At 41.1% G+C, this 22,496-nt stretch carries 24 protein-coding genes and 1 riboswitch; of the genes, 6 read left to right on the top strand and 18 right to left on the bottom strand.

Annotated features, from left to right (window positions below; translation table 11 throughout):
- The first annotated feature begins 7 nt into the window (after positions 1–7).
- The 3 genes from moeA (at position 8) to FPK91_RS14315 (ending at position 2,458) form a co-directional block, all read left to right on the top strand.
- Positions 8–1,261: a molybdopterin molybdotransferase MoeA gene (gene moeA, locus FPK91_RS14325; protein WP_144211877.1), complete on the top strand. Its 1,254-nt coding sequence runs from the start codon at positions 8–10 to the stop codon at positions 1,259–1,261.
- A gap of 9 nt (positions 1,262–1,270) precedes the next feature.
- Positions 1,271–2,074 carry a molybdopterin-synthase adenylyltransferase MoeB gene (moeB, locus tag FPK91_RS14320; protein WP_144211876.1) on the top strand — a complete coding sequence of 268 codons (804 nt, stop codon included), beginning with the start codon at positions 1,271–1,273 and terminating at the stop codon, positions 2,072–2,074.
- 75 nt (positions 2,075–2,149) lie between these two features.
- Positions 2,150–2,458 (top strand): putative hemolysin, encoded by a 309-nt coding sequence (locus FPK91_RS14315; protein ID WP_227006581.1) that lies wholly within the window; start codon positions 2,150–2,152, stop codon positions 2,456–2,458.
- 102 nt (positions 2,459–2,560) lie between these two features.
- Here the strand turns inward: FPK91_RS14315 and FPK91_RS14310 are convergent, their stop codons facing one another.
- Positions 2,561–2,764, bottom strand: a complete 204-nt coding sequence (locus FPK91_RS14310) for a DUF2986 domain-containing protein (protein ID WP_144211875.1) — start codon at positions 2,762–2,764, stop codon at positions 2,561–2,563.
- Positions 2,765–2,909: 145 nt separating this feature from the next.
- The gene (locus FPK91_RS14305) at positions 2,910–3,077 is read right to left on the bottom strand and encodes a YqaE/Pmp3 family membrane protein (protein WP_144211874.1); all 168 of its coding nucleotides are present in this window, start codon (positions 3,075–3,077) and stop codon (positions 2,910–2,912) included.
- Positions 3,078–3,225: 148 nt separating this feature from the next.
- On the opposite strand from FPK91_RS14305, the gene FPK91_RS14300 reads away from it, so the two are divergent.
- A complete protein-coding gene (locus FPK91_RS14300; protein ID WP_144211873.1) occupies positions 3,226–4,422 on the top strand; it encodes a GGDEF domain-containing protein in 1,197 nt (398 codons plus the stop codon).
- A gap of 34 nt (positions 4,423–4,456) precedes the next feature.
- Here the strand turns inward: FPK91_RS14300 and FPK91_RS14295 are convergent, their stop codons facing one another.
- From FPK91_RS14295 to moaA, 11 genes are all read right to left on the bottom strand, one after another.
- Positions 4,457–5,134 (bottom strand): TIGR01621 family pseudouridine synthase, encoded by a 678-nt coding sequence (locus tag FPK91_RS14295; protein WP_144214441.1) that lies wholly within the window; start codon positions 5,132–5,134, stop codon positions 4,457–4,459.
- Positions 5,135–5,213: 79 nt separating this feature from the next.
- Positions 5,214–6,461 carry a sensor histidine kinase gene (locus tag FPK91_RS14290; RefSeq protein WP_168926957.1) on the bottom strand — a complete coding sequence of 416 codons (1,248 nt, stop codon included), beginning with the start codon at positions 6,459–6,461 and terminating at the stop codon, positions 5,214–5,216.
- Between the two features lie 67 nt (positions 6,462–6,528).
- Positions 6,529–7,206, bottom strand: coding sequence for a response regulator transcription factor (locus FPK91_RS14285; protein ID WP_144211872.1), 678 nt, complete (start codon positions 7,204–7,206; stop codon positions 6,529–6,531).
- A 28-nt stretch (positions 7,207–7,234) separates the two neighbouring features.
- Entirely contained in the window at positions 7,235–7,759 is a 525-nt protein-coding gene (locus FPK91_RS14280) for a PepSY domain-containing protein (RefSeq protein WP_144211871.1), read from the bottom strand.
- An 83-nt stretch (positions 7,760–7,842) separates the two neighbouring features.
- Positions 7,843–8,949: an ABC transporter ATP-binding protein gene (locus FPK91_RS14275; RefSeq protein ID WP_144211870.1), complete on the bottom strand. Its 1,107-nt coding sequence runs from the start codon at positions 8,947–8,949 to the stop codon at positions 7,843–7,845.
- Complete coding sequence (gene modB, locus FPK91_RS14270; protein WP_144211869.1) at positions 8,930–9,610, bottom strand: molybdate ABC transporter permease subunit; 681 nt, start codon at positions 9,608–9,610, stop codon at positions 8,930–8,932. Before modB ends, FPK91_RS14275 begins: the two co-directional genes overlap by 20 nt.
- Positions 9,611–9,613: 3 nt before the next feature.
- Complete coding sequence (gene modA / locus FPK91_RS14265) at positions 9,614–10,510, bottom strand: molybdate ABC transporter substrate-binding protein (RefSeq protein ID WP_144214437.1); 897 nt, start codon at positions 10,508–10,510, stop codon at positions 9,614–9,616.
- Between the two features lie 20 nt (positions 10,511–10,530).
- Positions 10,531–11,007, bottom strand: coding sequence for a molybdopterin synthase catalytic subunit MoaE (moaE, locus tag FPK91_RS14260; protein WP_144211868.1), 477 nt, complete (start codon positions 11,005–11,007; stop codon positions 10,531–10,533).
- 2 nt (positions 11,008–11,009) lie between these two features.
- The gene (gene moaD, locus FPK91_RS14255; RefSeq protein WP_144211867.1) at positions 11,010–11,258 is read right to left on the bottom strand and encodes a molybdopterin synthase sulfur carrier subunit; all 249 of its coding nucleotides are present in this window, start codon (positions 11,256–11,258) and stop codon (positions 11,010–11,012) included.
- Positions 11,259–11,350: 92 nt separating this feature from the next.
- The gene (moaC, locus tag FPK91_RS14250; protein WP_144211866.1) at positions 11,351–11,833 is read right to left on the bottom strand and encodes a cyclic pyranopterin monophosphate synthase MoaC; all 483 of its coding nucleotides are present in this window, start codon (positions 11,831–11,833) and stop codon (positions 11,351–11,353) included.
- A 75-nt stretch (positions 11,834–11,908) separates the two neighbouring features.
- Positions 11,909–12,889 (bottom strand): GTP 3',8-cyclase MoaA, encoded by a 981-nt coding sequence (gene moaA, locus FPK91_RS14245; protein WP_144211865.1) that lies wholly within the window; start codon positions 12,887–12,889, stop codon positions 11,909–11,911.
- Positions 12,877–13,010, bottom strand: a riboswitch (molybdenum cofactor riboswitch). Its footprint overlaps the gene before it by 13 nt.
- A 205-nt stretch (positions 13,011–13,215) precedes the next feature.
- Between moaA and FPK91_RS14240 the strand changes: the two genes are divergently transcribed.
- Together FPK91_RS14240 and FPK91_RS14235 are read left to right on the top strand one after the other, a co-directional pair.
- Positions 13,216–14,865, top strand: a complete 1,650-nt coding sequence (locus tag FPK91_RS14240; protein WP_144214435.1) for an electron transfer flavoprotein-ubiquinone oxidoreductase — start codon at positions 13,216–13,218, stop codon at positions 14,863–14,865.
- A 195-nt stretch (positions 14,866–15,060) separates the two neighbouring features.
- Positions 15,061–16,980: a methyl-accepting chemotaxis protein gene (locus FPK91_RS14235; RefSeq protein WP_144211864.1), complete on the top strand. Its 1,920-nt coding sequence runs from the start codon at positions 15,061–15,063 to the stop codon at positions 16,978–16,980.
- Between the two features lie 134 nt (positions 16,981–17,114).
- On the opposite strand, the gene FPK91_RS14230 is transcribed toward FPK91_RS14235, so the two are convergent.
- The 5 genes from FPK91_RS14230 to FPK91_RS14210 form a co-directional block, all read right to left on the bottom strand.
- Complete coding sequence (locus tag FPK91_RS14230) at positions 17,115–17,474, bottom strand: DUF4870 domain-containing protein (protein WP_144211863.1); 360 nt, start codon at positions 17,472–17,474, stop codon at positions 17,115–17,117.
- A 69-nt stretch (positions 17,475–17,543) separates the two neighbouring features.
- Positions 17,544–18,287 (bottom strand): MOSC domain-containing protein, encoded by a 744-nt coding sequence (locus FPK91_RS14225; RefSeq protein ID WP_227006579.1) that lies wholly within the window; start codon positions 18,285–18,287, stop codon positions 17,544–17,546.
- Positions 18,287–19,744, bottom strand: a complete 1,458-nt coding sequence (locus FPK91_RS14220; protein ID WP_144211862.1) for a sensor domain-containing diguanylate cyclase — start codon at positions 19,742–19,744, stop codon at positions 18,287–18,289. Before FPK91_RS14220 ends, FPK91_RS14225 begins: the two co-directional genes overlap by 1 nt.
- 392 nt (positions 19,745–20,136) lie before the next feature.
- Positions 20,137–20,982 carry a PfkB family carbohydrate kinase gene (locus FPK91_RS14215; protein WP_144211861.1) on the bottom strand — a complete coding sequence of 282 codons (846 nt, stop codon included), beginning with the start codon at positions 20,980–20,982 and terminating at the stop codon, positions 20,137–20,139.
- A 151-nt stretch (positions 20,983–21,133) separates the two neighbouring features.
- Positions 21,134–22,471 carry a coproporphyrinogen III oxidase family protein gene (locus tag FPK91_RS14210; RefSeq protein WP_144211860.1) on the bottom strand — a complete coding sequence of 446 codons (1,338 nt, stop codon included), beginning with the start codon at positions 22,469–22,471 and terminating at the stop codon, positions 21,134–21,136.
- Positions 22,472–22,496: the final 25 nt, after the last annotated feature.

Here is a 22,496-nt window from a genome sequence, read left to right as displayed (position 1 = left end):
GAATACGATGTCAATTCAAACAGATGCCTGCGCACAACCGGAATTAATGCACCCTACTGACGCGATTAAAGCGTTACTCGATCAAGTTAGCGCCATAGAAGACAATGAAATGGTCGGCTTAAATGAAGCTGTTGGTCGGGTACTGTCTGAAGATTTAGCATCGTGTATTGATTTGCCGCCATTTGATAACTCATCAATGGATGGTTTTGCATTTCGCTATGAAGATTTAGCACTTACAGAAAAAGACACTGCTTTGACGGTTATCGGCACTTCGTTTGCTGGCCACCCATTTAAAGGTTCGCCTAAAGCCAATACTTGTATCAGAATTATGACTGGTGCCCCTTTACCGACTGGGTACGACACCGTACAAATGCAAGAAAAAACAACCACCAATGGCGACATCATCAATATTCAAGCCCCTAAAGCTAAGGGCGCCAATGTGCGTTATCAAGGCGAAGAGTTGGTTGCCGGTACCAAAGTATTAAAACGGGGTCTTCAGATTCGCGCGGCTGAAATGGGCGTACTCGCAACCATTGGCATCAGCCAAGTTAGAGTTAAACGTAAACTCAAAGTCGCTTTTTTCTCTACTGGCGATGAATTACGTCCAGTAGGTAGCGAGCTTGCTCCTGGTCAAATTTATGATTCTAATCGCTATTCAATTAAAGGGTTACTGACTCAAGCAAACGTTGAGTGGATTGATTTAGGTGTGATTGAAGATGATAAGGAAGCCATTAGAGGTGCATTCAGAGACGCATCTGACATCGCTGATATGGTGCTAACCTCTGGCGGTGTGTCCGTTGGCGACGCCGACTACACTAAACAAATCCTATCAGAAGAAGGTGAAATCACCTTTTGGCGCTTAGCCATTAAACCGGGTAAACCTTTTGCGTTTGGGAAATTGGGTAAAGCGGTATTCTGTGGCCTACCGGGTAATCCAGTGTCATCAATGGTCACCTTCTACAAATTAGTTTGGCCTATTCTGAACAAAATGCAGGGACTAACACCCAAAGCACCATTAATCGTGAATGCGAAGTTATCTACACCTATTCGTAAGCAGCCTGGCCGTGCTGAATATCAACGCGGCATTATTAGTCGTGATGATAATGGTGAGCTGGTTGTTGCTATTACTGGTAGTCAAGGTTCTGGCATGCTGACATCAATGAGTTTAGCGAATTGTTTTATCAACTTAGAACAGCAGCAAGGTGATGTTGCCGCAGGCAGTATCGTCAACGTTGAACCTTTTAATAGCGTGCTTTGCTAAGGACTATTGATGACTGCGAATAATGTAACTGACGCTGTTGTTAATGAGCTTCTCAGTGACGATATTCTTACTGATAACGAAATGCTGCGTTATAGCCGCCAAATTTCCATAAAAGCCATGGACATTGAAGGCCAAGAAAAGCTAAAACAAGCCAAAGTATTAGTTATTGGTGCAGGCGGCTTAGGTTGCACTGTGACCCAATACCTTGCTGTAGCCGGTGTTGGCGAAATGACCATTGTCGATTTCGACACGGTTGAGCTTTCAAATCTACAACGCCAAGTATTGCATCATGACGAGAATATTGGTCAGGCTAAAGTCGACTCTGCGAAGCAAACATTACAACAACTTAATCCGTTAATTGCCATTAACACTATTAATCAATTTCTTGATGAAGAAGCCATTGAGGAATTAGTTTCTGAGCATATGCTAGTACTGGACTGTACCGACAATGTGTTAGTCAGAGAACAATTAAACCGCAGTTGCTTCAAGCACAAAGTCAGTTTTATATCGGCTGCAGCCATCAGAATGGAAGGCACAGTTACAGTCTTTGACTATCAAGCTCTGTCACCTTGCTATCAATGCTACAGCAGTCTTTTTGGTGAACAACAGCTAACGTGTGTTGAGTCTGGAATATTAGCACCAGTAGTCGGTTTGGTCGGTTGTATTCAGGCTACTGAAGCGATTAAAGCGATAAGCGGTATGGGACAAGGTTTAAATGGTCGTATCTTAATGATTGATGCGATGACAATGGAGTTTCGTGAAATGAAGCTGCCTAAACAAAATCATTGCCCAGTTTGTGCAAGCGATAAATAAGTTATTCACTTACTCAGACATTTTTGACTATAGTTGAAGAAGAGATAAAACGGCTTAATAAACAGGGACTCTGTTATGTCTGCTCCTCTTCAACTCATGTTTAATCAAGTAGCTAACCACACAAAGCTAAGGCAACGATCAAATAGGTCAACTTTCTTGAGTGTGCCACTTATTGGCTTCACAACACTTTTGCTTTCTGCCTGTTCAGGCGAAGACATAACCCCCCTACATCAAACGAATCCCGCAGCAGATTATTGTATTAAGCTAAATGGGAGTTTAGAAACCATCAAACACATTAATGGCGATGTTTCACTGTGCACATTGCCTGATGGTGAAGTGGTCGATTCGTGGGAGTTATTTAGACGTGACCATCAAAAGTCTTGATGGCGTATTTCAATGTTAGATAGATCATTTTGCATTGTAAATATAATGCCTAGAACTAGCGCTTAGAGCATAACGTTAAAAAATCGCAATTAGAAACGAGACTTAACTTACTGCGCTTTCTAGTTCAATAACTGTTTCTGATATGGCACTGCTTTCAGTCGTGATGAGATCTGCTGTTGGTGCTTCAGTAAGTTTGGCTCTATCCGCCTTTGACACGTAAGCAGATTTACTACTGCCTGCTTTTTTTGCATTCGCCTTTTTAGCTTTCGCTTTAAGCGTTGAATTGATTTTTTTACGACGATTCATAGTATTCACTCTTAACTTTTACGCCGAAAAAATGTCAATATTTTTACTGCAAGGATTTATGGGAGGTGGATTCTACAATTGAATGATGCAAAACACCAATTTAGACAACAAAACAAAATTGGTATTTGTATTTTAAAGCCGCGCGTTACTCTTGAATAACAACCCAGATAGCATGCAGTACACCAGGGAAGAAGAAGAAGAAACAGAGAATAATATTAATCAGTAAATCTTTGCCAGCACCTTTTTTCAAAAATACTGTAACTGGTGGCAATAAAATCGCAAGAACAATCAGTAATAATTTATTGGTATCCATAAGCTTATAATATCCTTTTTTTGTATGAGTAAAACTAACCCAACCAATTACTTACAACTACAACAATTTGTGCATCAGGCTAAAAATTACTATGATGATTTGTTAAACCACTTTATTCTAAATTATTGATAACTTCAACGAAGGCTTCATGATAGAAAACAGTAGTAGCCTAATATTAATTCAAGTCATTTGTGTCTTGTGTATAGCAGCCACAGTCGCTTGGACCATAATGGTTGTGCCAATGCGGGTAGCACCCAGTGCTAGCTGGCGCTTCGCATTAGCAAACTTTTCTATCTTACTCGGCATGCTACTGTATATTCAGCGCACGGATGAGCCGAGCTATTTACATTGGCTGGTCGCTGACAATATTATCCTGATTGGTTTTTGTTTTTTACGCTGGGGGGCTCAGCGCCTATATCATCTAAAATCAAGCCATCGTTTTGATTTGATGATCTTATTAGTCACCATCACATTGATGCTACTGGTTAAACCGCAAACCTCTAGTTCAGCCTATTTAATGATCATTTTATCTTGCTCTGCAGCGACCTTTTTTTTCATGCTTGCCAAAGATCATTACGTGGCTTTTAAAGCCAATTTCACTGCATTTGCCACCTATTGGTTGGTCATTCCTATTTTAATTATTGGATTGATGTTCCTAACACGAGCATTCATTTTAATGGCATACCCAGATAACGTTGCCACTTATGCCGCATTCAATACTAAAGAGTCTATCCCAATTCTTTGGACCTATATCTTTCTTATTCTGATGGTCAATATTCTCATTATTGGCAATACCATTAATCGCTTAGTGGTAAAAATTATGACTCTAGCGAATAAAGACACCCTCACAGGGTTATGGAATAGAAATGCATTGCAAAACAAGCTAGATATAGAGCATGAACGCTGGCTAAGGGATCGAGTTAGCTACAGTGTCATCCTTATCGATTTGGATCATTTCAAGCAAGTAAATGACCAGTTTGGCCATGCTGCAGGTGATGAAGTACTTAAAGCTGCAGCTAAACAGCTCAGCAGCATTACTCGAAAAATCGATTACCTATGCCGCTTTGGCGGTGAAGAGTTTGTACTGGTTTTATCATTAACCGATGAAGAAAAAGCATTTAAAGTTGCAGAGAAACTCCAGCAAACACTGGCTGAGATAAAAATTAATTGGAATGGTGCTGTTATTGAAACACAAGCAAGTATTGGCTGCGTAACAATAAGTGAAGATATTGCCGCTGAAGATTTGTTACAACATGCAGATAAAGCCATGTATCACGCTAAAGCTAGCGGCAGAAATTGTATTAAGTCAGCCAATAGCACCAAGGCTCAAACTTATTCGATTTAGGGCGTTGTTCATTCAATTTGAAGCTTCTTTCAAATTATTTAGCCGCTGGCCAAGGTAAATCATTAGGACTCAGCCATTCGCCAGCCAGTTGTTCTGTCACTTTTTTATCACCAAATAACTCGCCAACATGCGGCGTCTGCATAAATTGATACTGCTCCCCTTGATACTCAAACTGCAGCGCCATTGCATGTAAATAGCACCTATCCGACGACTCGCCACCATAAAGCGTATCACCTAAAATCGGCACGGCTAAGCTCGCTAAAGCAACCCGTAGTTGATGGGTTTTCCCGCTCAGCGGCTTCAATAAATAAAGCCTGGTTCCAGCGGTAATTGAATGGGAGAAAAACTGAGTGATAGCTGGGTTTTCTGAGGTGCGTAATAACTTATACATACTGCGACGTGACTTGGCCATATCGCCAATAACCCAACCTTGTTTCTTCTTAGGTTTACCTTGAGCAATAGCGAGGTAATACTTTTGAATTTTATGTGCAGTAAACAACTCAGTAAATATCGCCGCGGCAGCTGAAGACTTAGCCAGAATCAATAATCCCGATGTTGGAGTATCTAAACGGTGAACTGAATAGAGTTTAATACCCAAATCTGCTTCGACTTGTGCGACAACGCCTGCTGCGCCATCTTGGCTATGAAAGTGAACCCCAGAGGATTTATTAATGACAATAAAGTCAGAGTGTTGTTCAACAATTTGATACATGGCTGGTCTACTAATTAGTGGCATTGACTGATCGATGAGTTGAATATTTCATTTAATCGGCGGATTAGCAGAGCTTGCGCTAAGCTTTTTTAAATTGTATATCGACAATCAAACCGGGATTATTGTCTAACAATTCAATTTTAGCACGGTGTCGTGACAAAATAGCTTTAACCATTGAAAGTCCTAAGCCAGTTCCTTGGTGATGTCGGCTCGGATCTAAACGCACTAATCGGTCAAATACGCGCTCTTTATCTTCAGCACTAATACCTGGTCCATTATCAATAATTTGTATCTGTCGGCCTTTTTGAACAATGCTAATTTCAGCATCTTCTGGTGCATACTTAATCGCGTTATCAACCAGATTAAACAGCGCTTGGAATAACAGATACTTATCGCCAGAAATAACTAAGTCATCTTCAACAACTAAGTTGAGTGTTTGTTGTTTGGATTCTGCGACCACTTCAGCCATTTCAAATAAATCTTGGCAAAGCTGCTGCAAACTCACCGATTGCATATCGAGAGTTTGCTGGCCTTCCTCAATACGCGTTAGCGATAGCATGGCATCAAACGTGGCTAGACAGTGATCGAGCTCTTCGAGCAATATTGCCGTCAGTTCAGGGATTTGTTCTGTGGGTTTTAGCGGCAGTTGTTCAATCCCAATACGCAGATGAGATAGTGGTGTCCGCAAATCATGGGCGATATTATCAGTCACACCACGTACTGACATTAAGTTATGTTCAAGAGTATCTAACACACGGTTAAATTGGCCTGCAAGCATATCAAATTCATCTTCATTGTCGCTCACAGGGAAACGGGTATCATATTGACCCTGTTCAATTTTTTCGCTTAATAAATTGTATTGCACCAGCCTTCGCAAAATCGCTTTAGAAAATATAAACCCAACAGCTAAGGTAATGGCTAAAGTAAATGCTACCGCCCAAAAAGCGGCATTAATGAATTTTTCAATTAACGCTGACAGGTTGTCGGTACGGGTTGCGATTAATACTGGGCCATAGTTTGTAATAACCAAACCGCCGGTCAGAATATGCAGTTTATCAGGGCCACCAGTGAGGATGGGGAAATCACGAGTGGCTGGCAGTAACGGCATATTATCAGGCACAAAGCTCAATGCGCCGACCATATCAACACTATTACGCCACGCAATCAAAGCGGTTTTAGGATCGGCTGCGCGAATTTGCGCCGCGAAACTACGCCGATCTAAAGTCAATGCAAGCTGCTGATAGCGCTGCATTTCAGTAGAAAGATGTTGTTCAACTTGGTTTTCTTGCTCAATGACTAGCTGGCGGTATAAACCAAATACCAGCATGACAATGAGCAAGGTCACCAAAGTAGAGAAGATTAGCGTTATGCGCCAAGCACTGCTCTGATAGGGTTTAATTCCCTTTGCAAAGGCGATATCCAGCCCCTCGAACCGTCTCAATGATCTCTGGATGACCTAGCTCTTCAAACTTACGGCGTAACTTAGCTATATGCACATCAATGACATTGGTACGTGGGTCAAAATGATAATCCCACACCGCTTCAAATAATAATGTCCGGCTAATGACCTGATTTGGATGTTCCATCAAGTACTTTAACAACTGAAATTCTTTTGGCTGAAGCATAAGCTCATGCTCATCCAGTGTTACCTTTCTTGTCAGTAATTCCATTTTCAAATTACCCACTTCAAGATCGGTATTATTTGGTGATGGCGCATTACGTTGAATCAGTTTTTCTGCTCTCACTTGTAGTTCAGCGAATGCAAAAGGCTTAGTCATGTAATCATCACCACCTGCACGTAAACCTTTAACACGTTCATCTACGTGGCTTAATGCTGACAAGATAAGAACTGGTGTTTGATTGCCATTATTACGCAATGCCGTTAATAACGTTAAGCCATCAATTTGTGGCAACATACGATCAAGAATAATGATATCGAATTGATTGTTTTTAGCTTTATAAAGGCCATCATGACCATTAGTGGCTGTATCAACTTGATATTGTTGAGCGGTAAACCCCTCAGCAACATACTGTAATGTTGTTGCGTCGTCTTCAACGATTAATACTCGCATAGTGCTATTCCTTGGTCTTACTGCAGTATTAGTCCCACTGCAATAAAGGTAATGGACGTAAATTCTCAATATCAAAAGCAATTGTATGCTTACTTGACACATTTAGTAGCTTTAACTCTAAATAGCTAATCGCTAAATCATGGTCTAATGCGGCTTCAATCAAATAGCCAGGCTGATCTTGGGTGGCTAATTTGACTAAATCAGTAAAGGTCATACCTTGGGCGATGACGATTCTAGCCGCTTTAATCTGATCTAAATCATCTGATTCAAAAACATTAAGTTTTTTGGTTACTAAGTTGCCATCAGTGGCATCAAACTCCAACTCAATAACTTCATTAGTATCGAGGTTCAGTATATCTATTTCATAAATTAGTTGACCGTTTTTAATATCCATATCAAATGAAGACACTAAGCCATCATATTCAGCTTCAACGCTTCCTATCACCACAATAGGTTCAACGTATCCACCTTGAGATAACAAAGTATGCATACTAGGCGTTGCCATCACCATTGAAGGAAACACCACTAGCAACGACAGAACAATACGGAACATGAGAGCCTCAAAAGAGTATTGATAATATGGACACTTTACCTAAGCCCTTTAAAAGACCCAAGCTTTGTAAGATTAATAATTGATCATGATTCTAGAATATGCACTTGCTCAGACTTCAATGCGATCGTGGTCGCTAAGCCTTTTTTTAACGATAGTTTAGTCGCTAAATGAGATGGAACATCCATATTAAACATCTCTTCAATACCCTGCATGCGCGCTTTAATTCTGACGGATTCACCCATCACCAATAACGAATCAATGACAATATCGAGCTTATTGATACTGCGGCACAAGCGGCCACTGGAAATAGCGCTAAATCGTATACCCTGATTTGGGATCACCCAGCGCACTTTCTGACCAACTTCACATGCTGGGGCGCTATCACTAGCGATAATTTGGTCACCCATTTTAAGCCAAGTAATATTAGCTTTTTCATCACGACCTGATACTTCTGCAGTAAAAATATTACGCAAACCCATTTGTCTGGCTACGGTTTCATTACGAGGATGCGACAGTACATCAAACGGTTTGCCTTGTTGCAGCATCTTGCCTTGGCTAATCAAAATCATTTTATCGGCGAGCAACAATGCCTCATTCATGTCATGAGTGACCATAATCACAGGGATGGAAAGCTGTGATTTTAACCGAGCTAATTCAATATATAACCGTTCGCGCGTTTCTCTATCAACTGCTGAAAAGGGTTCATCGAGTAACAATACCGACGGTTCTCTTGCTAACGCACGGGCGAGTGCCACACGTTGACGTTGCCCACCAGATAACTGCCCAGGAAGCCTAGCTGGCAAGCCATGCAAATTAACCCGTTCTAACCAATCTAATGCACGGGCTTTGCGTTCAGACTTAGGAATATGATCTAGCCCAGAAATAACATTTTCAAGTGTCGTTAAATGGGGGAAAAGGCCAAAATGCTGCGGTACATAACCAATATGGCGCTGCTGTGGCGATAAGTTTTTACCGCTTTGATGACTAAACCATACATTATCGCCACTTTGAATGATCCCTTGTTGCGATACGCTTAAGCCAGCTATCATCCTTAGTAACGTTGTTTTCCCGCCACCTGAAGGACCTACAACGGCTAACACTTCACCTGCTTTACAATGAAAGTCGGCTTCTAGCGGAATAGGTAATTGCTGTGATATCTGGCAATGCAGATCAACGTTGCGGGTTGGCATTCTGCCCTCCTAAACGCCTTGAAAGACTGGTAGTAATAGCAAGCACACTAACGGCAAATACCAGTAACACTAAGGACATTGTGCCAGCGGCTTCAAAATCAAAGGCTTGTACGCTGTCATAAATAGCAATTGAAATGGTTTTAGTTTCACCGGCAATATTACCGCCCAGCATTAACACCACCCCAAATTCACCTAACACATGTGAAAAACACAGCACGACAGCGGTTAGCACACCAGGCCAGATCATCGGCAATTCAATTTTGACAAAAATCCGCCACCAACTCATACCACAACAAGCAGCGGCATCGGGGATATCATGGGGAATGGTTTCAAATGCACGTTGAATAGGCTGCACAGCAAAGGGAATATTGACCAAGATGGAGGCGATAACTAGCCCAGAAAAATTAAACACTAACTGCACACCAAATAGAGATTCAACCCATTCGCCAATGACGCTTTGACTGCCTAGACCAACCAATAAATAATAACCAATCACAGTAGGCGGTAGCACTAATGGCACCATAATCAGCGCCTCGACCCATGACTTACCGCGAAATTGACGATAAGCCAGTAAGCGGCCAGCAATAATCGCCAGCGGCACTAAAATTAATACCGTGACGGTACTAAGCTTGGCTGATAACCATAGTGACTGCCAATCCATAAACTAATTCTCGACTTGCTTAGACGTTGTTGTAGACATTGCGGAAGACCCAGTTTTAGACCCAATTGTAGATATTGTTAAGTGAGTTGATTGCGGGAAGCCAAAACCAAATTTCGCGAGCACATCCTTCGCCGCCGAGGTTTGCATATATTGATAAAACTGCTGAGTCGTTTTACCCGCTTTTGGTGTCATTACCATCCGCTGATTGATCGGTTCATATAATGACTGGGGAATTTCAACATAATTGCCCATTTTACGAAACTGCGGCGATGATGCTAAAGATAACGCAACAATGCCACCTTGAGCGGAACCACTTAAGGCAAATTGAGCAGCTTGAGAGACATTCTCGCCCATAATAATTTTGGATTCTAACTGCGTCCACAAGCCTTTTGTCTGCAATAAGCTTCTGGCTCTTTCGCCATAAGGTGCATGCGCAGGATTGGCAATAACAAAACGGGAAATTTTATCGTCATTAAGCTGCTGTTGAAGGCCTAATAGCCCAGCATCTAATGTGAGAGAGGAGTTCTTGGGTGCAACTAGGGCTAACTTACCGATAGCGTATATCGTGCCATCAGAGTCTGTTATACCCAGTTTGTGCAGTTGCTGAATATAGAATTCATCGGCACTAAGCAACATCTCAAATGGGGCGCCGTGCTGGATTTGGGCAACAAAATTGCCTGAAGATCCATATGAGACTCTTACAACGAGTCCGGTTGTTGCGGTAAAATTTTTAACAATTTCATCAAGCGCGAATTTGACGTTAGATGCTGCAGCAATCGCTGGCGGTTTAGCGGCCAGCGATGAAAATGAGACTAACAATAACAAACTGCATAAAAACCCAATAAAACCTTTTCGACAACAGCGAAGCTGTCGAAAACTACGGCTAATAGAGCTTAACATCATAATGTAAGCATCCTTTGCTATTCAGATTCATTCCACATAGTCGCAGCTTGCTCATCTGAATCTCGGGCTTCAACCCAATTATTACCTTGTTCACCCGCTTCTAATTTCCAAAAAGGCGCTTTGGTTTTTAGAAAGTCGATCAAAAACTCACAGGCAGCAAAAGCGGCTTTACGATGGGCACTCGTCACACCGATAAACACAATTTGTTCACCCAGTTCCATACGCCCTACACGGTGAATAATCGTCACATAGTTCAGCGGCCAACGTTCATTAGCTTGCTCAGCTAATTGCACTAACACGGCTTCTGTCATTCCAGGGTAATGTTCAAGCGTTAAATCAGTAACGGCACTGCCATCATTAAAATCACGCACTTTACCTGCGAAAGTAACGACTGCACCGTCGCTATTATCTTGTGCAATGGCAGCGTACTCTTCAGCAACATTGAAGTCTTCAGTTTGTACTCTTACCACTTGTTTAGCATTCACTTGGCTCATGACTAGCCTCCTGTGACAGGTGGGAAAAAGGCAACTTCATCGCCATCTTTAACCGCTGCATCCCAAGAACTCATGGTTTGATTTACTGCTACTAACAATTTATCTGAGGTTAACACTTTTGCCCACTTTTCATCTTTAGCGGCTAATGCTTCACGCAGCTGTTCGGTATTCGTCACGCCTTCTGCGGCAACTTCAACTTTAGCGGTACCGAGTAGCTCTCTTACTTGTGCAAAAAAAAGGACTTGAATCATGACCATCTCTCGTCTTACAAAATTAAAAATTACCGTTCCTTGAAAAAGATTTTAGAGAAACATCTCTAGCAGCCCTTCTTCAAAGACTTTTACTAGCTTTCAGCTTGGAAATGACCTGACTTGCCGCCACGTTTCTCAAGTAAACGCACTTGCGAAATGATCATGTCTTTTTGGACCGCTTTACACATATCGTAAATAGTTAATGCAGCAACGGAAGCGGCAGTTAATGCTTCCATTTCAACGCCAGTCTTACCAGACAATTTACATAAGCTGGTTATTCTTACACGGTTAAGCTCAGGCTGAGCTTCAAGATCAACTTCAACTTTGGTGAGCATTAACGGGTGACATAATGGAATAAGATCAGAGGTCTTTTTAGCCGCTTGAATGCCTGCAATACGTGCAGTAGCAAATACGTCACCTTTATGGTGGCTACCGCTCATGATCATTTCTAACGTGCTCGGAGCCATTTCGATAAAAGCTTCTGCACGCGCTTCACGTTCAGTGACATTTTTTTCAGTAACATCGACCATGTGGGCATTGCCATCGGCGTTGATATGGGTAAAACAGTTGCTCATGCTTACTTGCCTTATAAAAATATTGCTATTAACACCGCGTTCAAACGTTAATGAACAACACCATTATCAAGAGGATTAACCGCCAATTGATGCCAAGTGTTTTGTCACGCCCGTTATCCCTTGGTGGAGATAATGCGTTTCTTTTTTCTGTGCAAGTTGACCGTGGAGCCTTTCGATAAGCTCAGGGCGCTGTGACTCATTCTGAAGTAAATCACGCAAATCGACACCGTTTTCAGTAAACAAACATAAGTGCAATTTACCTTTTGCAGAGACTCGCAAACGGTTACAGCTGGCACAGAAATTTTTCGCATAAGGCATAATCAGCCCGATGCGACCTTTATAATCTGGGTGGCTAAAGTTTTGCGCAGGGCCATCATCTACATCCGGCAAGTCATATAACCAACCTTCAGACTCGAGCTTTAATTTAATATCGAGTCCTGCAAGATGATGAGCATTGAAATAATCATGCCCTAAGCCCGTTTCCATTAATTCGATAAAGCGCAAATCAATCGGCGTGTTCTTTATCCAATGGAGAAAACGTGGCAAATCTTTATCATTTAAGCCTTTGAGTAGTACTGCATTGATTTTTATTCGCTCAAAACCTGCATCAAGCGCGGCATCAATTCCCCGCATGACTTCATCAAATTTGTTTTCGCCAGTAATCTGGTAAAACATTTTAGGGTCTAAGCTATCAACTGAGACGTTAATACGCCTCAATCCTGCGTCATACCATTCTTTAGCGTTTTTCTCGAGGCGATATCCATTAGTGGTTGTGGCAATGGTTTTGATATTGTCATTGTCAGCAACGATACGAATAATATCGGTGAAATCTTTGCGTAACGTCGGCTCACCACCTGTGATACGGATTTTTTGCGTACCGACTTCGCCAAAAGCCGCCACTAAATTTTCGATCTCATTCAGTGCGAGAAACTTTGGTTTACCTTCGGGTCTGTAACCGTCAGGTAGGCAATAGGTACATTTGAAATTACAAACGTCAGTAACTGACATCCGCAGATAGTGAAATCTTCGACCAAAACTGTCTTGTAGTTGGGACATGTTAACCTTTCCAAGTGTGGGAGGTAAGCGCATTTCTTTGCTGACCCCGGTGGCATAATTACCACGGCGAAATACCCGTATCTGTGGACGTAGGATATAAAGCTCGGAGAACCGTCAGACTTGATTATAGGCTTAAATTCACTCCAATCAGTATCTTTTTATGACATTTTGTCCCAGTTATTATGAAATCTGTAAATTTTTGCGAGCCAGCTCACGGGCTCAAAATCGCAGTTGCTATTGTGACCATTCACAATTTTAAGGTAAAGTGAGTAAAACAAAAAAACAACAAACCCGCCACAAACCGGGAATTAATCAAAGGTGAGATGATGGAACGCGAATCAATGGAATTCGACGTAGTAATTGTCGGGGCAGGACCTGCCGGACTCGCTACAGCATGTCGATTAATGCAAATATCACAAGATGCAGGCAAAGAGATGACCGTCTGCGTGGTTGAAAAAGGCTCAGAAGTCGGAGCTCACATCCTTTCTGGTGCAGTTTTTGAACCGAAAGTATTAGATGAGCTGTTTTCTGATTGGCGCGATTCAGATATCCCTCTCAATACTAAAGTTACCCACGATGAAATTTATTTACTCAGCTCTGACAGTAAGTCGCAGTTGATGTCTAATAGTCTCGTACCTAAAACCATGCACAATGACGGTAATTACATCATCAGTGTCGGCAACTTAGCCCGTTGGTTAGCCGAGCGAGCAGAAGCATTGGGGGTAGAGATTTTCCCAGGTTTTGCTGCAAGTGAAGTACTTTATAATCAAGATAATAGTGTCAAAGGCATCTTGATTGGTGATATGGGAGTTGGTATTGATGGCGAGCCTAAAGACAGCTATATGCCTGGTATGGAATTACATGCCAAATACACGGTATTTTCAGAAGGTTGTCGCGGTCATTTAGGCAAAGAGCTCATTGCTAAATATCATCTTGATAATGGTAAAACACCGCAGCATTATGGTTTAGGTTTTAAAGAAATCTGGAAAATTCCAGCAGAACAACATCAGCAAGGAAAAGTGGTTCACACAGGCGGTTGGCCTTTAAATGATGGCACTTCTGGTGGTGGCTTCCTTTATCATATGGAAGACAATCAAGTTGCTGTCGGTCTGATTATCGACCTTAACTATAAGAACCCACACATTAGTCCATTTGACGAGTTTCAACGTTATAAGCAACACCCCGTCATCTCGCAAACACTCACTGGTGGCGAACGTATCACATACGGCGCTAGAGCCATTGCCAAGGGCGGCTTAAATTCTTTACCCAAAATGAGTTTCCCTGGCGGATTATTAATTGGTTGTGATGCTGGTACATTAAATTTTGCCAAAATTAAAGGCACTCACACCGCGATGAAGAGTGGTGTAGTTGCGGCAGAAACCCTAGGCGAAGCCTTAATGGCAGGCGTTGAAGCGGGTAAAGATTTAGATTGTTTCCAAACACGTATCGAACAAAGCTGGCTTCATGAAGAGTTATTCAAATCGCGTAATTTTGGACCAGCTTTACACAAGTTCGGGACTTATCTTGGTGGCGCATTTAACTTTATCGATCAGAACTGGTTTGGTGGAAAATTCCCGATAACCTTACGTGATGAAAACCCAGATCATGCAGACATGGGGTTAGCTAAAGATTTTAAAGCTATTGACTATCCTAAGCCTGATGGGAAATTGAGTTTCGATAAATTGTCTTCAGTTTATTTGTCTAGCACTCATCATGAAGAAGATCAGAAGTGCCATTTACACTTGAAAGATCCTTCAATTCCTATCGCAGTGAACTTGGTTAAGTTTAATGAACCCGCTCAACGATACTGCCCTGCTGGCGTGTATGAAGTTGTGAGTGAAGGTGCTGAAAACAAGTTTGTGATAAATGCACAAAACTGTATTCATTGTAAAACATGCGATATTAAAGATCCTAGCCAAAATATCACCTGGGTAACTCCTGAAGGTGGCGGCGGTCCGAATTACCCTAATATGTAGTTTTGATTGATTAAAGCGCACAATTTATTGTGCGCTTTTTTATTGTTATAAATAGCTTAAAACATCGATAACAACACCAAATCAGTAACTTAAAAAACTCATAGAGAATAAATTCATGCTTAAATAAATATTGATATTCAGAAAAAGAATATTTGTCCGATATATTGAGTAATCAATTAAGAAGGCCTGCAGTAAATGAATGTATTCAGTCAGCTCACTATCAAACAAAAAATCCTCTACACCGTATCAATAGCAGTGTTGCTATCAACGATATTAGTGGGAGTATTAAGCCAGCGTAGTGCTAAATCTGTTGTTGAGCAACGAATGCTTAACTCAGAATTACCCAGCCTTTTATTACAAATACGCAATAAAGTTGAATTAGACATCAGTGCGTTAATGAATGCGGCACAACAGTTAGCCAGTAGCCGTATGTTACTCAACTGGCTTGAAGAAGGTCGACCGAATGACCAAGAAGCAGCTGTAGTAAGTCAACTTGGCGATATTAAATATCAATATGATCTTGCTCAAGCATCATTTGCAGATAGAGAAACCGCAGCTTATTACACCCAAGATGGCTTCTTGAGAGTATTAACTCCAGGACAAGATGACTGGTTCTTTGGCTATCGTGATAGTGGCCAAGAGCGAATGCTTAATGTATTCACTGAAACTAATGGTGAAGTAAAATTATTTGTTAATTACCAACAGCCCAATGGCCGAGGGTTAGTGGGTTTAGCTAAATCACTTGATGATATGGTGTCTTTATTATCGTCATTCAAAATTGAAGATAGCGGCTTTGTGTTTTTAGTTGATGACCAGGGTGAAGTTAAACTCCATCAAAATACTAATCAGATTGGCCAAGCAAATCTTACTAGTCTGTATACACAAACGAATACCCGACAGTTACTCGCTAAAAGCGATTTTAGTCTAATAAAAGCTGAAGTAAATGGGCAACAAATGCTCATTGCATCAAGCTATATACCATCAATGAATTGGTATCTCATCGCCCAAGTACCAGAAGCTGAAGTCTTTGCCTTACTCGATGAATCAGCCTATCAAATTTTACTTATCACACTTATCATTGCCCTCGTTTTTATTGCTATAGCCATTGCCGTTGCCGGTTCTGTAAGCCGCCCAATAGCCAAAGTTGCGGAGTTATTTAGAAATATTGGTGAAGGTGAAGGTGATTTACGCCAGCGACTTCCAGTTAATGGCAATGATGAAATTGCACAACTTGCACAAGGGTTTAATAGTTTCATCAGTAAAATCCAAGAGTCTGTTATTGAAGTTGCCCAAACCAGTGAACAACTAGGTTTATCAGCTAAAGATGTTTCAAGCCAAGCAAATCAGACTTTGGCAGATAGCCAATTACAAAAAGATCGCACTGTCATGGTTGTAACAGCGATTAATGAAATGGGGGCAACCGTTAACGAGATAGCCTCTAATGCGGCTCAAGCTGCCGTAACAGCAAAAGAAGCTGATACCGATTCTTCTGCAGGGCAAGAAGTGGTAACTCGAGCTCGTTCAACCATTAATTTACTGTCACACGATGTGGGGCAAGTAGGTGAAGTGATTGAGTCTTTGGCAACTCACACCAAGTCTATTGGCAGTATTTTAGATGTTATTCGCGCTATCTCAGAGCAAACTAATTTACTGGCATTAAATGCTGCCATTGAAGCGGCTCGTGCTGGTGAAGCTGGACGAGGGTTTGCAGTGGTCGCTGATGAAGTGAGAAATCTAGCCTCTCGTACCGCAGAATCCACCAACGAAGTACAAACCATGATTGATAAACTTCAATTTGAAGCAAGTCGAGCCGTAGAAGCCATGGAAACCTCACGTAATCGTTCTCAAGAGGGTGTCAATGCCGTTGATGAAGCGAGCCATTCATTAACCGGTATTAGCGAAAGCATCGCTTCCATCAGTGACATGAACATCCAAGTCGCTGCAGCAACTGAAGAGCAGTCAACAGTGGTCGAAGACATTAATCGCAACGTAACCGAGATCAATGACATTACCTTACGCACTGCAGATACGGCTCAAGCAGCAGCTCAAGCAAGTCAGTCACTAAATCAACTTGCAAGCAGATTAGATTCCTTGGTAGCTCGATTTAAAGTCTAAGCCTATGGTGATGGTACTCGATGCCTTATTTGCTATGAGAACCAAGGAATAAACTACAACAAAAAAGCCGCATTAAAGAATGCGGCTTTTTTACTTAGTGTTCAAATTAAGTTGTAAACTCATTCAAAGAACGGCTATTTAATAAAGTTAATCGTCAATGGGTAACGATATGCCTTTCCTTCTCCAGCTCTGATAATACCGATAATGGTACAAATAATGTCAAGAAGGCCTAGAACGACCAACAATAGTATCCCAATACCAACAAAGGCTAGTATCGTGCTAATCACGACATAAATAAGTAAGCTCAGTTTAAAGTTAAGGCAATTTTTCCCACACTCATTCACAAATTCAAATTCATCACGCTTCATTAGCCATACAATTAACGGCCCAATAATACTGCCTAGAGGAATGATGTAACCAGCAATGCTTGCCGCATACACCAATAAGCCCATATTACGTGCTTCTTTCTCGACAGAATCTACAGACTCGTTCATTACTGTTCCTATTTATATTGATTAATCTATGACGAAATATATGAATAAATGTAAGAAATGTCGTGGCTATTAAGCATTATCAGCGCCGTATAAACGGAACTGCCAGTTCTCAATTTTTTGGGTTTCAATACGCTTTTTCAGACTGTTGACCCAACTTTGTGCCAGCCCTTCACAATCCAATAATAACTGATATTGTTCTATATCGACTTCTGGTAAAAAGTAAATTTTCATCGCTTGGGCAATACTAATATCGGTTTTTCTTTCAATTAAGTGCACGTTATCATCGGCATTAATTTCGCCAGCTTCCAGCACTTTATAAAACCAGCCACACATTTTGCTTTCTTGCATCGCAAGCGCAAATTTAGGGTGACCAAACTGTAAATTAAGCTTGAAACAGGGTGAACGCGGTTGAGTCACTTGCAATAAGGTTGTTCCAATCTTAACGATATCGCCAATGTTCACTTGAGACTCATTAAGGCCAACAGTACTGATATTCTCACCCATGGCAGGAACATCTTTAAAGTTGGTAATCAAATCCCAGCGGCGGTATTGACCATAATGCTCACGGGGGAAATGATGTAAAACGCGCTCTTCACCGCCATGATGATTAAGATCAGCTTGCATATCACCGTTAACGCCTTGCTGATTAACCCGCAATTTTTTGGCTGCTAGCTTATTATCCATAGCGCTTTCAACCGTGCCCAAGGTATTTATCTGCTCGCCACAGTATAGACCTGATATTTTGCTTACTAACATCTGTTCTGCCATCAATACTTTCTCACTGCCAATTACTTGATTAATAACTTTGCCCATTAATACGACAATACCACTTGATTCCGTCCTTGTTCTTTAGCTTGATATAGCGCGATATCAGCGCGATTAATCAACTCTGCAGATTGTTCAGATTTACGATACTCTGCGACCCCGCAGCTTATGGTGATATTGATTTCATGACCATTTACACGGGTTGTTCGAGACGCAATTCCTGAAGTGAGTTTTTCAGCGATATTGTGAGCCTGACTAATATTGGTATTTTCCAGTAATATCAAAAACTCTTCACCACCCCAACGGCACACAAGATCCTCACTTTTAAGGTAAGACTTTACTTCATTGGCAACGGTTTGAATGACTAAATCACCAATATTATGACCATAGTTATCATTCACTTGTTTGAAGTGGTCAATGTCTAAAATAACCACGGATGTATGACTCGACTCGGCCATTGAGTGCGATAATGTTCGGCTAAAGTATTCTTCAAAAACTTGTCTATTCGCTACACCAGTTAACTTATCAGTCGATGCCATGTGCTCTAATTTACGCTGGTATTTACCTAACGTCATATTGGCAATGAACAGGATACTGAATGTCACCAGCAAACTTAGACCAATGTTAATCCAAAAAGTGGTCAGGAGCGTTTTCTCTGCCTGCACTTCATCTTGTTCGACAATTAAATACCATTTAAATTCTTCAACTAAACGGCTATTTAAATAAATGGTTTTACCGTCACGTTCATATGAGAAAGACGCGCTGGGACTGGTTAACACACGGGTCGAAAGGTTTTGTAACCCATCTGTTGTTTGTAAAGTTTTAGCGCCTTCGAAACCTGCACTTCTTAACGTTATATTACCTTGTCTATCAGTAAAATAGACTCTACGGTTATAACGTGATTGGTATAATTCGATTAAGGTTTTGACACTTTCAACCGCTAAGCCTACTCCGGTGACCCCGATAAAATTACCTTCAAAATCATAAACTTTAAAGTTCACGTAAATTACCGTACGATTTTTATCTGCGGTATCGGTATCAATATTGACTTCATAATCTTCATTTTGAGGTAAAGACCGCACGCGAAAATACCAGGCGTCGTCATTGGAGACATCTTCAATCTTTCTCAAGACGCCACTCGAGTGATAATAATTACGGCTGCCTTCTGATACAAAAAAGCTGGTGACAGTGTCATACTTTTGTTGAATTTCTCTTAAGTATCTAACCAGCTGTTCAGGATTTTCTTCGTTATTGATGGTCCAGTCACGTACGAAAGTGTCTTGCGCCATGAGGGAGGAAATGAAAATGGGTTTTAATAAGTCTTGTTGGATTTCAGAGTAGATATTGTCACTGGTCAAAGGCAGCGAATTATTCTCGATTTGTTCACTTAGAGAGTTGTGGGCAACTTGATAGCTAATACTACTAATGGCAATAAAAGCCGTTAATAACAGTAACGATAGAATCCAAATAAAGCGCTTTTTATCATTCCAAACTTTACTTCCCATAACGCTCCTACTTAACGACCAGTCTGATTAATATCAATCACAGCAAAATGTTAACTTGATGTAAATATTAACTGAAAAGCCCTTATCGCGCATCGGTTTTTGGCTACTTTTACTGAGCAAATTTTAAAGCGATTGAAAGTGACATTATGGAAGGGAAAAAAAAGACCCTGCAAATGGGGGTATACAGGGTCAGAATCTTACAAAGTAAAAAAATGAGGAGTAACGAGTATTGAGTAAGAGAAAGTGGTTTCTCAATCAAAAATGTTAATTAAAACAATTTGCTCTCAACAAATTACCGCGAAATTATAGTGTAGTCAGATGACAGTAGTAAGACACTTTTGTGATAGAAAAATGATCTCAGCTGGTAATTTATTTACTCTGAATAACAACGGCTATTCTGAAGCGTTTAGATATTTTTGTAATGCCACACCAGGGACAGAACTTGGAGTAGCAACTGCAAATGAGGCCCATCTAGCGCCCTCTTCCATTGCTTCTGTAATGGATTTATTCTGGCATAAGTAATGAATTAATCCTGCTGCATAAGCATCGCCTGCACCTGTAGTATCTACGACATTAGAATGAACTGCTGGTACATTAAAACGTTGATCTTTACTGTAAGCAACTGCGCCATGTTCACCATCAGTGACCACAAAATATTGTAACGACTCTCCAGCAATTTTTGCCGCGAAATCCCACTTATGACTATCACAACGATCCTGCATATCAGTAATCGATGCGATCAAAATATGACACGGTCTAGCACGTTCATCTTTAGCCAGTTGCGACACAACTAGGCTGTGTTCAAGTGCTGACTCGGTCCACCTACTGATGCCTTTTGCTGAAGAATTAGTATAAAGCGCATCCCAATGATGCCAGTTCGGCGGTGCACTTAATTCAAATAAGGGTCGTTGAGGTCGAATAATAGTGCGCTCACCATCTGGGGTCATCACCAATAACATTTCACAAGTTGCACCATCAAAACGTTCGACTAAACGGCAATCTAAACCTTGTGTACTGGCTTGTGCCAATATCCAATTGCCAATTTTATCAGCACCAACTTGACTCACTAATGACACATTATGACCAGCCCAAACTAAGCCAATACCGGTATTGGCACCGCCGCCACCCAGTCGTAAACCACCATCTTGGTAATGGAATCGTCCACCAGTTTGCAGCGGTTTATCTAATTCCAGTAAGCGGTCACAGTTGATGTTGGCAAGCAGTAAAATATTAGCCATAGCAGTCTCTTTATAACAATCTTATTGTTTGATTCATTCATATTGGTGCAATGCTGATGATGCATTCAAAACGAGTATACTGCAAATAACAAAAAAGGCAGTGACCATTATCACTGCCTTTCATTAACTTATTGATCTCAGTTGGAGACGTTTACATATCAGCAGCTTGTAATGGTTTACGTAATTGAGCACGAACATTATCCATTCCTGAATAAAATTCTTTCATCATTAATAAGCCCATCATTTTACCATTATCGGTCCAAATCAAGTTATCTGGATCGTTAGGGTCATTCTGGATCGCACCAATCGCTCTCATCGAAGCCATCTCTTTAAACAGTGCAGTATCTAAATTAACGCCGAAGGTTTCTCGGAAATATTTACGCGATAAACGCCCAGAGAACATACCGAGTAAGAAGCGGTATTGCATCACTTCTTTCTTGCCATATTTCTTTTGTTGTTCTACGCCCATTTTGCCATTAGCGATACGCTCTTGGTATTTTTTAAGCGAGAATGTATTCACATATAAGGTGTCATCTAGGAAACTAAATGAACCAGAACCTACACCTAAGTATTCATCATAATCAATAACGTACTCGTCAAAACCTTCGTTTTGCGCTTTACCAAATGCCCAACCAGATAGTTGAGTATATTGACCATTTAAAGTATTCAGAATTTGACGATATTGACGTGCCATATCACCATGTGGTGCAGCTAATTTCCCCTTAACACTCTTACGAGTTTGGTGGGTAATCATCAATGGATAAGTCGTAATTTGGCGAGGGTCTAGCTTAGACGCCATATCTAAATCATGTTGAATGACTTCGTCTGTTTGGCCGCGAAAGCCAAAAATCAAATCGACATTGATAATTGGGAACAATTCTTTTGCTGCCATAATTTTATCGAATGTTTGTTGACCGGTACCAAACTTCTCGATGCGGTCTGTCATGGTCAAAATGTCATCATTAAAACTTTGTACACCAATAGACATGCGGTCGACTAAGCCTTCTAACTGCTTAAAGCCTGGGCTGTCTAAGTGCTGAGGATCGGATTCACACGATACCTCTTTAATATTCGGGAATAAGGTTTTTGCGTGCTCAATAGTACGAGCAAGTTCATCTTCTAATACCGTAGTGGTGCCACCACCGATATACATAGATTCAAAGTCATAGCCGAGGTTTTTAACCATATCCATTTCTTTTCGTAAAGAAACGAAATAGCGGCGGGCTTTATCTTCATTAAATAAGAAGCGATGGAAAGTACAGTATGAACACAAGGTATGACAAAAAGGCACATGCGCATACAGCATGTATTTTTTACCCTCTACCGGTGCTGGCATCATTTCCGCTGAAACCGTGTCTAAACGCAAATTACGATCAACGTAAAATTGCATCACTTTTTCCATAGCACTGATCATCCAATCTGGCGTGGTGATATTGGCCTGATAAGGTGATTGAATAATTTTATCTGATGGGCGGATAATGGATGACATAGCAATTCCTATTTATAAAAGGGTC

The organism is Shewanella donghaensis, from assembly GCF_007567505.1.
GTDB classification, from domain to species: domain Bacteria; phylum Pseudomonadota; class Gammaproteobacteria; order Enterobacterales; family Shewanellaceae; genus Shewanella; species Shewanella donghaensis.
This window is presented reverse-complemented; position numbering and strand designations above follow the sequence as displayed.